Source organism: Mesorhizobium sp. B2-3-11 (assembly GCF_006442215.1).
GTDB classification, from domain to species: Bacteria; Pseudomonadota; Alphaproteobacteria; order Rhizobiales; family Rhizobiaceae; genus Mesorhizobium; species Mesorhizobium salmacidum.
The window spans coordinates 54290-68481 of record NZ_VFVS01000016.1; the positions used below are offsets into that span (position 1 = coordinate 54290).

Here is a 14192-nt window from a genome sequence, read left to right on the forward strand (position 1 = left end):
CCGCCTAGACCGGGACGTCCGCGATGGCCGCCTTGGCCATGGCGAGTTGCGCCGGCGCGACCGAGAGATCGCGCAGGCCGGCCTCCAGCAGCGACGGGATCGAGGCGGGGTCGCCGCCGGCATCCCCGCACAGGCTGACGGGAATCCCGGTTTCCCGTCCGAAGGCCGAGACCGAACCGATCAGCCTAAGCACCGCGGGATGACGAACAGAATTCAGGTGGGCCACAGCGGCATTGTCGCGCGCGGCCGCCATTACATATTGCGTCAGATCGTTGGAACCGATCGACAGGAAGGCGACGCCGGCGAACGCCTCCGGCGCGATGGCTACCGAAGGCACTTCGACCATGATGCCGAGCGGCGGCATTTCTTGCGCGATGCCGCGCGCGGCAAGGGCTGCCCGTTCCTCGGCGAACAGGGTGGCGGCGCGTTCATACTCTTCTGATGTGGCGATCATCGGAAACATGACTTTGAGATTGCCGTGTGGTGCGGCGCGCAGCAATGCCCTGATTTGAACACGGAATATGTCGAGCCTGGCCAGCGACAGCCTGATGCCGCGCAGGCCAAGGAACGGATTGCCTTCCTCGACGGTGAAGCCCGGCACCGGCTTGTCGCCTCCGGCATCGACGGTACGGATCGTCACTGGTTTTTCGCCGGCCCATTCCAGCACTTTGCGATAGGCGCGATACTGGGTCTCTTCATCCGGCAGCGTCTTGCCGAACAGGAATTCCGTGCGCATCAGGCCGACACCGTCGCAAGTCGCGATGTCGATGGCCTCGACATCGCTGGGGTCGGCAATGTTGACCTGCACCCGCACCGCGGTGCCGTACTTCGTCGCCGCAGGCCGTGCCAGAAAGGTGCGCGCGTCGCCTTGGCGGGCGGTGAAGGCGGAGGATGCCTGCCGGAACGAGCCGATCTCCACAGGCGAGGGCGCCAGAACGATATTGCCGTGCTCCGCGTCGAGCAGCGCGATGCCGGCAACAGCGGTGAGCGGCTCGCGCAGACCCACGACCATCGGCACGCCACGCGAGCGCGCCAGCATGGCGACGTGGCTGGCGGTGCTGCCTGCCTCCAGCGCGATGCCGCCGCCATGGCTCCAGTCGGTTTCGAGAAAGCGCGTCGGCGCGATGTCCTCGCCGTGGAGGATGGCGCCGGCCGGTGCCGTGCTGCCACCGTCCTCGGTCAGGGCGCGCAGCACCTGATCCCTGATGTCGCGCAGGTCCGTGGCGCGGGCGCGGAAATAATCCTGGTCCGAGGCGTCGTAGCCGGCGATCTCGGCATCGAGTGCCTGCCGCCAGGCCACGTCGGCGGGTTTTCCGGAAGCGATCGACGCGAAGGCCGGTCCGCTAAGCGCGTCGTCTTCCAGCATGGCGAGGTGGAATTCGAGTATGCCGGCGGCATCGCTGTCGGCGGTTTCGATCATGGCCACGAGCCGGTTCACCGCCTTGCCGATCGCTGCCTCCAGCGACATCTTCTCTTCCGCAGCGCTTGCCTTGCTCGCGTAGATGCTTGCAGGCCGGCCGAGGTCGAACAGAGGCCCCTCGGCATAGCCGGCCGAGGCTGGAACACCCTCAATGCGCATGGCCCGCATTCCCAGCGGGCAGGCCAAGGCATGGATCGCCCTCAAGCCGAGCGGACATGGCCGGCATCCTCGTCGAAATCGCGCTGCACCAGTTCGATCAGCGCGCGGACAGCATCATCGGCACCATCGCCTTTGGCCCTGATGTGCAGCACCGTGCCCTTCGGTGCCTTGGCCGCCATCACCTTGACGATGCTCTTGGCATCGAACCATGGGCCGTTGGCGGCAAGTGCAATTTCCACGTCGGCGGCAAAGCTCTTGGCCAGCTTGGTGAACTTCACCGAAGGACGCGCATGCAGGCCCACATCGTGGGTGATCAGGACGGTCGCTTCGGCGGTTTCGGACATGTCTTCAAAAATCCCGTTCACTCACGACGGCGACAATTCGTGCGCCGTCGCGACCACTTCCCGCAGCGAGGCGCCGCCGGATGCCTCGGTCGCCGCCATCACCGCGCCCTCGACGATCGGCGCGTTGCAGACGATGATTTTGTGCGCACGCGGCTCGCCGATCATCTCGACCGCCATTTCACTGTTGGTCTCGGCGCCGCCGAGATCGACAAGGACGGCAACGCCAGCTTCCGACCAGGCCCTGTCGATGGCGCCCATGATCGCCTCGACATTGGTGCCGAGCCCGCCATGGCCATTTCCACCGCACCACGCAAGCGGCACTTCGTCGCCCACCATCTGGCGTACCATGTCGGCCGTGCCCTCCGCGACCAGCGGCGAATGCGACACGATCACGATCCCGACATTGCTCATGCTTTGTCCCCGATGATTTGCGCCACCGTGCGCACCAGCAGCGCGGTCGAGCGCGCGCCGGCATCCATATGGCCGATGGAGCGGTCGCCGAGGAACGAGGCACGGCCGCGCAGCGCCTTCATCGGCACGGTCGCTTCGGCCGCGGCGTCGGCGATGTCGGCTATTTCAGCCGCCGTCTTTCCCCCGGCCAACGCGTCACGCACGGGCTGCAGCACATCGAGCATTGTTTTCTGGCCGACTTGTGACTTGCCGCGCGCGGCCACCGCTTCGATCGCCTTGCCGAAGGCAGCCGTCAGGTTGGCATGGTCGGGCTCCGCCGAAATCTCCTTGCCGAGCGCCATGAACAGCGTGCCGAAGAGCGGACCGGAGGCACCGCCCACCGTCATCACCAGCTTGGTGCCGATCGCCTTCAGGGCGTCGGGCAGCTGCTTTGCCGCGAACGCATCGGCCTCGGCGCGCACGGCTTCGAAGCCGCGCTTCATGTTCAGCCCATGGTCGCCGTCGCCGATCGCCTGGTCGAGCGCCGTCAATTCCTCGGCGTGAGCGGCAATCGTGTCCGCGGCCGCCGTGATCAGCCTCGAAAGGTCCAGCGCCGTCATGTCGCCCGAATTCCCGGTTTCCACCTTGCCCGCAGTAGCGAAAGAACGGTCGTTCGACAACTGGTGCATGCGTCAGGCCGTGACAAGCAGCGTGGCGGCGGCCGCGAACACTTCGGCCACGGCATGGGCGCCGGGGTCGACCACGCCGTGCAATTTGGCGCCGACATAGGCGGACCGTCCGGCCTTGGCCTTGTCCATCGCGGCTGTGGCCTCGGCGCCGCGTCGGGCCGCTATCGCGGCTTCCTCCAGACCCTTGCCGTCGAGCGCCTTCAAGGCCGGCTCCAGCGCGTCGACCATGGTGCGATCGCCCGGTTCTGCGCCACCGTAGAAGGTCATTCGTTTAAGCCCGGCGAGCAGCCCCTTGGATAGCTTCGCATCACTGTCCATTGCCTGCGCCGCCGCCGTGAAGAAGATCGATAGCAGCACGCCGCTGGAGCCACCCATCGAGGCGCTCAGGATATCGCCCATCGCGCCAAGGGTCGCGGCCGGCCCGGCAAGCGGCAGCGTATCGAGCCGTTCGAGGATGCTGCGCGCGCCGGTCGCCACGGTCGAGCCGGTGTCACCGTCGCCCGCCCTGGCGTCCAGTCCGTTCAATGTCGCTTCCAGCGAAATCAGCCTTTCGCAGACAGTGGCGATCAAGCGCCTGGTGCCTTCATCCTGGCTGGCCTTGCGCGCCTCGCCTTGTCCGGCTGCCTTGGTCATAGGTTCGACAGCAGGCGCAACGACCGGCTTTGCCGGCATCCAGGCATGCGGGCCGACGGGTGCCAGCAAGGCAGCCTCTCGCGCCGCATCGAGCTTGATCAGCGACAGTGAGAAACCGTTCATGTTGAGCGCCGTCATCAGCGGCCCGGGGCCGATCGTCAGCTTGACGGTCTTGGCGAGCGGCGAGGCAAGCACCGCATTGGCAACCAGCGACATTTCGAGCGGAGGCACCGAGCCCAGATTGTTGATCAGCAAGGCATAGGTGGCCGTCGGGTCGAGCCGCACCAAGAGCCGCTCCGCCATAACAGCCACAAGCCGGTCGGCGCTTTGCACCGCGATGCGCTCAACGCCGGGCTCGCCGTGGATGCCTAGTCCAAGCTCTCCATCGTCGGCGCCGAACCTGTCTTCGTGCTGTTGGCCTGGGATCGAACAGGACGACAGCGACATGCCGAGCGAGACGATATCCTTCGCAGCCGCACGTGCGGCTGACACGATCTCGGCCAGATCGCGGCCGGCTTCAGACAGATGGCTTGAGATCTTGTGCACGAACAATGTGCCGGCAACACCGCGCGGCTGGGCGATATCGGGCAGCGCGATGTCGTCGGCGACGATCACCATTTCTATACGAAAGCCTTCGGCGCGCGCCTTCTCGGCCGCCAGGCCGAAATTGAGCCGGTCGCCGGTGTAGTTCTTGACGATCAGCAGGCAACCCGCCGGCCCGGTGACCGCGCGGATGGCCGCCAGCACCGCTTCGACGCTTGGCGAGGCAAAGATCTCGCCCGAGACGGCAGCCGTCAGCATGCCCTTGCCGACGAAGCCGGCATGCGACGGCTCGTGCCCGGCGCCGCCGCCGGAGACGATGGCAACCTTGGACTTGTCCCAATCGGCGCGCAGCACGACCTTGATCTCGGGATAGCCGTCGAGGCGCGCGAGGTCGCCTGAGCCAATGGTGCGCAACAATCCGTCCAGCGCCTCGGTGACGATCGTTTCCCTGCGGTTGAAAAAGTGCTTCATCGAATTCGTCCCGTATTTCGCAATCGTCAATCAGAAGCTGGCATCACCTTGGCGGGGATGCCGAAAACCATTCACATCAGTCGTTGTCCGTCGGCGCCGAAATAGAGCGGCGACCGGTAGCGGATCATCACTTTGTCGCCTTGCGCCAGATCCGTGTCGGGATCGGTCAGCGTCACTAGTTTCTTCGGCCCCACTGTCACATGCAGATGGTTCTGGTCGCCGAGATGTTCGACCCAGTCGACGACGCCGTCGGCATGGCCGTGCATGGCTTTCTCGATAGCCAGATGCTCGGTGCGTGCGCCGATCGTCCTGGTGCCGGCCGGCGCGCCGCTATCAGGCAGAAGCCCCGTCGGCAGAAGATTGATCGCGGGCTGGCCAAGCCGTGCCGCGACATGCAGGTTTGCCGGTTCGGAATAGATGGTTCGTGGTGAGCCGATCTGCACCAGCACGCCGTTGGCGAGGATGCCGATCCGGTCGGCCATGGTCATGGCCTCGATCTGGTCGTGCGTGACGTAGAGCATGGTGGCGCCGAGCTCGGACTGGATGCGTTTCAATTCGAGCCTGAGATCCGCGCGCAGCTTGGCGTCCAGAGACGACAGCGGCTCGTCCATCAGGTAGATGGACGGCTTGCGCACCAGCGCGCGGCCGATGGCGACGCGCTGCATTTCGCCGCCCGACAATTTCGTCGACCGGCTGGCAAGCTTGTGATGAATGCGCACCATCTTCGCCACCTCCTCGACCCGGCGGCGGATCTGGTCTTCCGGTATTTTCCGCGCCGGCGAGCGCAGGGGGAAGGCGAGGTTGTCGAACACCGACAAATGCGGATAGAGCGAATATTGCTGGAAGACGAAAGCGGTGTCGCGCTCGGCCGGCGACAGGTTCGTGGCATTGTGGCCGCCGATCTCGATCGTTCCGGCATCCGGCCGCTCCAGCCCGGCGATCAGCCGCAGCGTCGTCGTCTTGCCGGCGCCGGTCGGTCCGAGCAGCACGACGAATTCGCCGTCCGTTATATGCAGGTCGAGACTGTTGACGGCGGTCTGCTCGCCAAAAATCTTAGTCACGCCCTTGATGCGCACATCAGCCATACTGCACTCTCCGCTCCGAAGCAGTATCGTGGATCGCCGTCCTCACCGCGCGCCCGGAGCCCTTGTCGAACAGCGACAGCCGCGCGCTGTTCAGCGTCAGGCCGACATGGTCGCCGGTGTTGAGCCGAATTTCGGCCGGCACGCGCGCCTTGATGATGCCGTCCGCCGTCTCCACCGCCACGATCTGCGTGGTGCCGAGATATTCGGTGCCGTAGATCGCGCCGCGCAGCTTGGAGGCATCGTCGAAGCGGATGTGCTCGGGCCGGATGCCGAGCGCCATGTCGGCCGGCGCGATGTCCTCGCGCACTTCCGGCACCGCTACCTTGGCACCCTGGACGACGATCTCCTTGGCACCTTTGGCGAGCCCGCCGCCGAAGCCCAGAAAATTCATCGGCGGCGAGCCGATGAAGTCGGCGACGAACATGGTAGCGGGGCGGTCGTAGATCTCGCGCGGTGTGCCGAACTGCTCGATAACGCCGTGGTTCATGACGGCGATTTTGTCGGCCATCGACATCGCTTCCATCTGGTCATGTGTGACGTACACAGTCGTCGCATGGATACGGTTGTGCAGCTCGCGCAACTCATGGACCATCAAATCGCGGAATTCGGTGTCGAGGGTCCCCAGCGGTTCGTCCATCAGGAAGCATTTCGGCCGCCGCACGATGGCGCGGCCGAGCGCGACGCGCTGGCGGTCACCGCCCGCCAGTCCCGAGACCGATTTGTTGAGCAGATGGTCGATGCGCAGAAGCTTCGCGGTCTCCTCGACGCGGGTGCGGATCTCGGCCGACGGCATGCCTTGCGCCAAGAGCGGGAAACCGATGTTCTTGCGCACATTCATGTGCGGATAGAGCGCGAACAGCTGGAAGACAAAGGCGATGTCGCGCTCGCGGGCCCGGAGCATGGTGACGTCGTCGCCGCCGAGCAGGATCTGGCCGCGCATCGGCAGCTCGAGCCCGGCGATCATTCGCAAGGTCGTCGTCTTTCCGCAACCCGATGGTCCGAGCATGACGAAGAACTCGCCGTCCTCGACGACAAAGTTGGAGTCCTGCACCGCGACGAAATCGCCGAAGGCCTTTCTCAGATGTTGGACGCGGATTTCGGCCATGATTATTCCGGGAATTTCGAGACGACGATGAACATCACCGTGCCGGCAAGCATGGTGATGAAGGAATAGGTGTAGAGCGACAGCGCGAAGGGCTGGAACAGCATCAGGAAGCCGATGGCGATCAGTGCGGTCGCGATGTTTTCCATCAGCCCGCGCCTTGCCCAGCGCGGCCAGCGCGACTTGCGTTTGATGGGCTTGGTCATGCTCATTTGCGTACCGCGCCGAAGGTGATGCCGCGCAGCAATTGCTTGCGGAGCAGGATGGTGAAGACAAGGATCGGCACCAGGAAGATCGTCGTGCCGGCCGCCACCGCCGGCCAGTCCTGTCCGCCTTCGCCGATGATGGTCGGGATGAAGGGGGGCGCCGTCTGCGCCGTGCCCGAGGTCAGGAGCGCGGCGAAGGCGTATTCGTTCCAGGCGAAGATCAGGCAGAAGATGGCGGTCGCGGCAATGCCGGTGGTCGCCTGCGGTACCACGGTGCGCCAGAAGGCCTGCAGCCGCGTGTAGCCGTCGATCATGGCGGCTTCCTCGTATTCGCGCGGAATCTCGTCGATGAAACCTTTGAGCAGCCAGACCGCCAGCGATACGTTGACCGCCGTGTAGAGCAGGATCATGCCGAGCGCGGTGTCCGACAGCCCAAGCTCGCGGTACATCAGATAGATGGGGATGGCGACCGCGATCGGCGGCATGAAGCGTGTCGACAGGATGAAGAACAGAAGGTCGTCCGCGAGCGGCACCTTGAAGCGCGAGAAGCCATAGGCCGACAGCGTGCCGAGGAAGACGGCGCAGAAGGTCGAGCCGAAGGCGATGACCAGCGAATTGATGAAGCGCGGCAGGAAGTTGGACGGGCCGGCGATCACCATGTTGCGCTTGCGCACCGTCTCGTCGCAGAAGCCGGTCGCCGGTCCGAGCGAGTTGATGTATTCCGGCGTCTGCCTGGTCCGCGTCGTGAACAAATTGCAGTAGCCCTCGATGCTGGGCTGGAACACGATCTTCGGCGGATAGGCGATCGAGTCCGGCGGCGTCTTGAAGCTGGTGGCGAAGATCCACAACAGCGGCACGATCGAGATCAGCGCGTAGGCGATGATGATGGCGCCGGCGATGCGCTTCGAACCTGCCGAGGGGGCGACGACCGAATGGGCAGTGGTCAGGCTCATCTCTGCTTCACCTTGTTGAGCGCCTTGACGTAGATGTTGGCGAGACCGAACACCGCGACGAACAGGATGATGGCGAAGGCTGACGAATAGCCGGTGCGCCAGCTTTCGAAGGCCTGCCGCTTCAGCGTGATCGAGGCCACCTCGGTGGTGGAGCCCGGTCCGCCGCCGGTCAGCAGATTGACCATGTCGAACATCTTGAAGTTCTCGATGCCGCGAAACAGCACCGCCAGCATGATGAAGGGCAGCGCCATCGGCAGGGTGATCGACCAGAACTGTCGCCAGTTGGAAGCACGGTCGACCTCGGCCGCCTCATAGATGTATTCAGGGATGGAACGCAGGCCCGCGAGGCAGATCAGCATCACGTATGGCGTCCACATCCAGGTGTCGACGATGATGATCGACCACGGTGCCAGCGAGACGTTGGAGAGCATCTGGATGCTTGTCGGCGGAATGCCCGACACGAACGAGATCACATAAGAGAACAGCCCGATCTGAGGCTCGTAGAGGAAGCGCCAGAAATTGCCGACCACCGCCGGCGACAGCATCATCGGCACCAGGATCAGCGTCGTCCAGAAGGCGTGGCCGCGGAACTTCCTGTCGATCAGCCAAGCCAGTGTGAAGCCGATCAGCGTCTGCAAGAGGATGGTCCAGAACACGAAATGCGCCGTCGTCTGCATAGCGATCCAGATGTCCTGGTCGCCGAGGATGCGCTGGTAGTTGGCGAAACCGAGGTTCTTCACCACTTCGTTGGGGCGGTTGGCGCGGAAATTGGTGAACGACAGATAGATCGCCCAGAACAGCGGGAAGATATTGATGGCGAGTAGCAACAGGATCGTCGGCGAGATGAACAGCCAGGCGAGGCCCTTGTCGCTGATGCCCCGGACCTTGCGCGCCAACGGTTCCGGGGTTGACCGGGCAACGTTCTCCGCGGTCCGATTGAGCATGGTAAGTCCTGCTTCGGTCACTTGGGCGTCTCTGTGATGGAATTTATCTGAACCGCGTCCCGTGCCAAGGTCGGCACGGGACGCGGCGGTCACAGCTCGGGAGGAGCCTGGATATTGCCTCGCGGCTACATCTTGCCATCGTCCTGGAAGACCTGCGTCCAATCCTTGACCAGCCCGTCGAGCGCATCCTTGGCCGAACCCTGGCCGGCGACGACATAGTCGTGGAAGCGCTTCTGCGACGCCTGCAGCAGCGGTGCGTAGCTCGGCTCGGCCCAGAAGTCCTTCACAATGGCCATCGAGTCGAGGAAGGTTTGAGCATAGGGCTGGCTGGCCGGGAATTTCGGATCCTTGACCACCGCATTCAGGCAGGAATAGCCGCCGAGCGACCACCACTTGGCCTGCACGTCCTTGTTGGCGAACCACTTGATGTATTTCAGCGCCGCTTCCTGCTTGTCGGAATAGGACACCACCGAAATGCCCTGGCCGCCGAGCTGGGCGAACTGGTCGCCGTCCGGCCCCTTGGGATTGACGAAATAGCCGATCTTGTCGCCGCCGACATTCTCGTCCTTCTGCAGGCCCGGCCATGTGAAGGCGAAGTTCATGTGCATCGCCACCTGGCCGGATTTGAAGGCATCGACGCCTTCACCCATGTAGCTGTTCGAGGCGCCCGGAGGGGTGCAGCAGTCGTAGAGCGCCTTGTAGAATTCCAGCCCCTTCACCGATTTCTCGGAGTTGACGAAGCCTTCCATCTCGTAGGGCTTCTTCGGGTTTTCGTACTGGAAGCCATAGCTGTAGAGCACGTCCATGGCGCCCATGGTGATGCCTTCGGAACCGCGCTCGGTGTAGATCGAGGCGCCATAGACTGTCTTGCCGTCGACCTGCCGCTTCTGGAAGAATTCGGCGATCTGCTTCAACTGTTCGAAGGTCGTAGGCGGGCCGAGGTCCCAGCCATACTTCTCCTTGAACTCCTTCTGCAGCTCGGGCTTGGAGAACCAATCCTTGCGGTAGGTCCAGCCGACAACGTCGCCCATGGCCGGCAGCGCCCAGTAATTGGGCGTGTTCTTCGGCCATTCCGAATAGCCGACGACGGTCGCCGGCACGAAGTCGTCCATGCTGATCTTCTCCTTGTCGAAGAAGTCGTTCAGCTTGACGTAGTGGCCGTTCTCGGCCGCGCCGCCGATCCACTGGCTGTCGCCGATGATCAGGTCGCAGAGCTTGCCGTGTGAGTTCAGCTCATTGAGGAAACGGTCGGCATAGTTGGTCCACGGCACGAATTCGAATTTCATGCCGACGCCGGTTTCCTTGGTGAAATCCTTGGACAGTTCGACAAGCGCGTTGGCCGGGTCCCAGGCGGCCCAGCACAGCGTCAGGTCTTCAGCGTGCGCGGCGTTCGAGACGGCTGTCGACGCTGCGATCGCCGAGGTCAGTCCCAACGCCAGTTTCAATCTCGATTTCATGCCTTCCTCCCATTTGTGAAACACGCCCGGATGGCGGTCTCAAGAACCTCAACCTCTCTCCTCAGAGGCCCAAACACGGCGGCATCGTTGCGCCGCGGATGTTTAGTAATTTGTTTAGTGATGCAATTTTTACTAAACAAGGCAAGCGAATTCGTTGCTGCGCCGCAACATACTGAAGCCGGTCTCTGAAAACGTTGGGAAAAGCGCCGAAGGCCCGGTCGGATGAGCGCGGATTGTGGACGCGTCCGAAACGTCAGTCGACCCGCTTGGTGCTCACCATCACCGTCCGGATCGGCGGCGCCGGCGGCAGCAGCGCGCGGATGTCGCCGAATGGAAACGTCGGCTCGAAGCGGAAGGCTTCGGCCAGCGAGCCTTGCGCGCCATTGCATTGGCCCGAGCGAAAAAGGTTCTGCGTCAGCGCGATATCGACGAAGCGATCGGGGTCCTGCGACTGATGCATGCGGATCGCCCTGGCCTTGATATCGGCATGGGAGGAAATATCGACATAGTGGGTCGGCGAGAACCCGGTGCCGCCCATCGTGTCGGCATGCAGCACGGGAACGCCGAACGACGCAGCGATGCGCACGCCGTCCGACAGCGCGCGATGGTCGGCGTGATAGTCGTTGGGCGCGTGCGTGATCACAAGATCCGGCCCGATTTCGCCGATCAGTGTTTTCAGCGCATCGATCAGTGCGGCGTCGGCCACCAGCCCGCCGTCGGGAAAATCGAGGAAGCGCGCCGCCGCCCCCAGCAGCGCGGCCGCGGCCATCGCTTCCTCACGGCGGACCCGAGCCAGGACAGCGGGATCGCTCTTGCCGCCCCTGGCACCATCGGTGGCTACGGCAAAACTGAGTTCCGCGCCTTGGGCGGCATAGGCGGCCATCGTACCGAACATGAAGATCTCGATGTCGTCCGCATGCGCACCGAGCGCCAGTATTTTCAACTTTCTCTCCCCGGAAATGAAAAACGTACCGAACGGAATCCTGCTCGCCCCGATCGCCTATGCAAGCTATTCGGGCAGCGATGCCGTTATCAAGAGCCTGGGCGGCCAATTCACGGTGTTCGAGATTGGCTTCTTTTCGACGCTGTTCGCCTGCTGCTTGGTGCGCGAGGAAGCGCGGCTGGGTACGGTGCGTTGGAATCCGTTTGCGCGAGCCCGGCTTTGACCGGCGCGACTTTCACGAGTTGCACGGCGCCCGCGACCGCTGATATGCGATCGCAATGACGACCAGACCCTTGCCGGAGCTTCCGGTATCCGCCGTGCTGCCGGAGCTGAGCGAGACGCTCGGCTTTGGCAACAGCGCCGTGCTGGTGGCACCGCCCGGTGCCGGCAAGACCACGCTGGTGCCGCTGGCGCTGCTCGATGCGCCCTGGCTGGGCGCGGGCAAGATCGTATTGCTCGAACCGCGCCGGCTTGCCGCCCGCGCCGCGGCGCGCCGCATGGCCGAATTACTGGGGGAAGAGCCCGGCGCCACGGTGGGCTATGCCATGCGTATGGAAAACCGCACCTCGGCGCGGACGAAAATCCTGGTCGTCACCGAGGGCGTGCTTGCGCGCATGATTCTTGACGACCCTGAGCTGCCCGGCGTTTCGGCCGTCATTTTCGACGAATTCCACGAGCGCTCGCTCGACGGCGATTTCGGTCTCGCTCTCGCCCTCGATGTACAAGGCGCGCTGCGGCCGGATCTGCGTCTGCTGGTGATGTCGGCAACGCTCGACGGCGCACGGGTCGCGAAACTCCTGTCGGGCGCGCCGGTGATCGAAAGCGAGGGCCGTGCCTTCCCGGTCGATGTCCGCTACGACGAACGGCCGGCCGGGATGTCGATCGAGGATGCCATGGCCAAGGCAATCCGCTCCGCGCTTGCCGACGAGAGCGGCAGCGTGCTTGCCTTCCTGCCTGGCCAGCGCGAGATCGAGCGCACCGCCGAGCGGTTGGCCGGCAAGGTCGGCGCCGACACCGATATCGTCCCGCTCTATGGCCAGCTCGACGGCAAGGCGCAGGACGCGGCGATCAAGCCGGCGCCGGCGGGCCGCCGCAAGGTGGTGCTGGCGACCTCGATCGCCGAAACCTCCATCACCATCGACGGCGTGCGCGTCGTCATCGACTCCGGTCTGTCGCGGCTGCCACGCTATGAGCCGGCCAGCGGCCTGACACGGCTGGAGACAGTGCGCGTCAGCAAGGCTTCCGCCGACCAGCGCGCCGGCCGCGCCGGCCGTACGCAGGCCGGCGTCGCCAATCGGCTGTGGCGGGCTGAGCAGACGGCGGCACTTCCCGCCTTCACGCCGCCGGAAATCCTCGAGGCGGACCTATCCGGCCTCCTGCTCGACTGCGCCGCCTTCGGTGTCGCCGATCCCAGGACGCTCGCTTTCCTCGATCCGCCGCCGGCTCCCGCGCTCAACGAAGCAAGGGCGCTGTTGCGCGCACTCGATGCCATCGACGAGGCTGGCCGCTTGACGGACGCGGGCGCTTCGATGCGCAAGCTCGCTCTGCCGGTACGGCTGGCGCATATGGTCGCCGAGGCGGCGAAGGCCGGACAGGCGCAGGAAGCAGCCATGCTTGCCGTGCTGCTCACCGAGCGTGGCCTCGGCGGCGACGGTGCCGACCTCGAACGGCGGCTGATGCGCTTTCGCGGCGAGAAATCGCCGCGTGCCGCGTCGGCGCGCCAGCTTGCCGAGCGCCTGGCCAGTCAGGCAGGCGGTGCGAAGACCAGCGGAGCTGTTCCAACCGGAACCCTGCTCATCCATGCCTGGCCGGACCGCGTCGCCAAGGCGCGCGGCGAGCGCGGCCGTTTCGTGCTGGCCAATGGCTCCGGCGCCATGCTCGATGCCGCCGATCCGCTGGCGGGTGAACCCTTTCTGGTCGTCGCCGACCTGCAGGGCAAGGCGCAGAATGCCCGCATCACGGCAGCGGCGGCAATCGGCGAGGAGGACATCCGGTCGACGCTTGGCAACAAGATCGAAACGCGCAGGCAGACGAGTTTCGACCGCGAGCGCCGCGCCGTGCGGGTGCGCGAAACCGAGTGCCTCGGCGCCATCACGCTCGTCGAACGCATGCTGCCGGCGCCGGCCGGCGCCGATGCCGACCGCGCCATCATCGAGGCCTTGCGCGAGCATGGGCTTTCCCTTTTGAGCTGGAGCAAGGAGGCTCAGACGCTGCGCCAGCGGCTGTCCTGGCTGTACAAAGGCTTAGGCGCGCCCTGGCCGGACATGTCGGATGAAGCACTCATCGGACAACTCGACGACTGGCTGCTGCCGTTTCTGTCCGGTGCGGCATCCCTGGCCGCCATCGACCCCGGCACTGTCCCGGCCGGGCTGGCGTCGCTCGTGCCGCACGACCTGCAGCGCAAGGTCGAGACGCTGGCGCCGACCCATTTCGACGCTCCGTCGGGCAGCCACGTGCCGATCCGCTACGACGGCGAATGGCCGGTGCTGGCGGTCCGCGTCCAGGAACTTTTCGGCCTCGACCGCCATCCTTCGATCGCCAACGGTACCGTGCCTTTGACGCTCGAATTGTTGTCGCCGGCGCACCGGCCCATCCAGACGACGCGCGACCTGCCCGGCTTCTGGCGCGGCTCCTGGGCCGATGTGCGTGCCGACATGCGCGGCCGCTATCCCAAACATGTCTGGCCGGAAAACCCGCTACTCGCCGCCGCCACCGCCCGCGCCAAACCGCGAGGGACCTAGCCTTGGGGATAACGCACGCCTTGGCGATTGGCGCCCATCATTTCGTCATCCACGGGCGAAGCAAGGAGCGTAGCGACGCAGCGTAGACCCGAGGATCCATGCCGCGACATCA

Annotated in this window: 13 protein-coding genes and 1 pseudogene; 2 read left to right on the plus strand and 12 right to left on the minus strand. The window is 64.7% G+C overall.

Annotation, left to right across the window (positions count from 1 at the left end):
* Positions 1-4: 4 nt before the first annotated feature.
* From ptsP to FJ960_RS20970, 12 genes are all read right to left on the minus strand, one after another.
* Positions 5-1579 carry a phosphoenolpyruvate--protein phosphotransferase gene (ptsP, locus tag FJ960_RS20915; protein ID WP_181174280.1) on the minus strand — a complete coding sequence of 525 codons (1575 nt, stop codon included), beginning with the start codon at positions 1577-1579 and terminating at the stop codon, positions 5-7.
* A 41-nt stretch (positions 1580-1620) separates the two neighbouring features.
* Complete coding sequence (locus tag FJ960_RS20920; protein ID WP_140506600.1) at positions 1621-1923, minus strand: HPr family phosphocarrier protein; 303 nt, start codon at positions 1921-1923, stop codon at positions 1621-1623.
* 21 nt (positions 1924-1944) lie between these two features.
* The gene (dhaM, locus tag FJ960_RS20925) at positions 1945-2334 is read right to left on the minus strand and encodes a dihydroxyacetone kinase phosphoryl donor subunit DhaM (RefSeq protein WP_140506598.1); all 390 of its coding nucleotides are present in this window, start codon (positions 2332-2334) and stop codon (positions 1945-1947) included.
* Positions 2331-2933 carry a dihydroxyacetone kinase subunit DhaL gene (gene dhaL, locus FJ960_RS20930; protein ID WP_140506885.1) on the minus strand — a complete coding sequence of 201 codons (603 nt, stop codon included), beginning with the start codon at positions 2931-2933 and terminating at the stop codon, positions 2331-2333. The genes dhaM and dhaL overlap by 4 nt, the downstream gene beginning before the upstream one ends.
* Positions 2934-3005: 72 nt before the next feature.
* Entirely contained in the window at positions 3006-4649 is a 1644-nt protein-coding gene (locus tag FJ960_RS20935) for a dihydroxyacetone kinase subunit DhaK (RefSeq protein WP_140716472.1), read from the minus strand.
* A gap of 71 nt (positions 4650-4720) precedes the next feature.
* A complete protein-coding gene (locus FJ960_RS20940) occupies positions 4721-5734 on the minus strand; it encodes an ABC transporter ATP-binding protein (RefSeq protein WP_140716474.1) in 1014 nt (337 codons plus the stop codon).
* Complete coding sequence (locus tag FJ960_RS20945; RefSeq protein ID WP_140506593.1) at positions 5727-6839, minus strand: ABC transporter ATP-binding protein; 1113 nt, start codon at positions 6837-6839, stop codon at positions 5727-5729. Before FJ960_RS20945 ends, FJ960_RS20940 begins: the two co-directional genes overlap by 8 nt.
* A 2-nt stretch (positions 6840-6841) precedes the next feature.
* Positions 6842-7048, minus strand: coding sequence for a hypothetical protein (locus tag FJ960_RS20950; protein ID WP_140506591.1), 207 nt, complete (start codon positions 7046-7048; stop codon positions 6842-6844).
* Complete coding sequence (locus FJ960_RS20955) at positions 7045-7995, minus strand: carbohydrate ABC transporter permease (RefSeq protein ID WP_140716476.1); 951 nt, start codon at positions 7993-7995, stop codon at positions 7045-7047. Before FJ960_RS20955 ends, FJ960_RS20950 begins: the two co-directional genes overlap by 4 nt.
* Positions 7992-8939 (minus strand): sugar ABC transporter permease, encoded by a 948-nt coding sequence (locus FJ960_RS20960; RefSeq protein WP_140716478.1) that lies wholly within the window; start codon positions 8937-8939, stop codon positions 7992-7994. Before FJ960_RS20960 ends, FJ960_RS20955 begins: the two co-directional genes overlap by 4 nt.
* A gap of 125 nt (positions 8940-9064) precedes the next feature.
* A complete protein-coding gene (locus FJ960_RS20965) occupies positions 9065-10396 on the minus strand; it encodes an ABC transporter substrate-binding protein (RefSeq protein WP_140716480.1) in 1332 nt (443 codons plus the stop codon).
* Positions 10397-10649: 253 nt separating this feature from the next.
* Positions 10650-11339, minus strand: coding sequence for a PIG-L deacetylase family protein (locus FJ960_RS20970; RefSeq protein ID WP_140716482.1), 690 nt, complete (start codon positions 11337-11339; stop codon positions 10650-10652).
* A 16-nt stretch (positions 11340-11355) separates the two neighbouring features.
* Here FJ960_RS20970 and FJ960_RS30295 point away from each other — a divergent pair.
* Both FJ960_RS30295 and hrpB read left to right on the plus strand, forming a co-directional pair.
* Positions 11356-11490 (plus strand): annotated as a pseudogene (locus tag FJ960_RS30295) (EamA/RhaT family transporter); the annotation flags it as partial.
* A gap of 127 nt (positions 11491-11617) precedes the next feature.
* Positions 11618-14080 carry an ATP-dependent helicase HrpB gene (gene hrpB / locus FJ960_RS20980; RefSeq protein ID WP_140716484.1) on the plus strand — a complete coding sequence of 821 codons (2463 nt, stop codon included), beginning with the start codon at positions 11618-11620 and terminating at the stop codon, positions 14078-14080.
* Positions 14081-14192 lie beyond the last annotated feature (112 nt).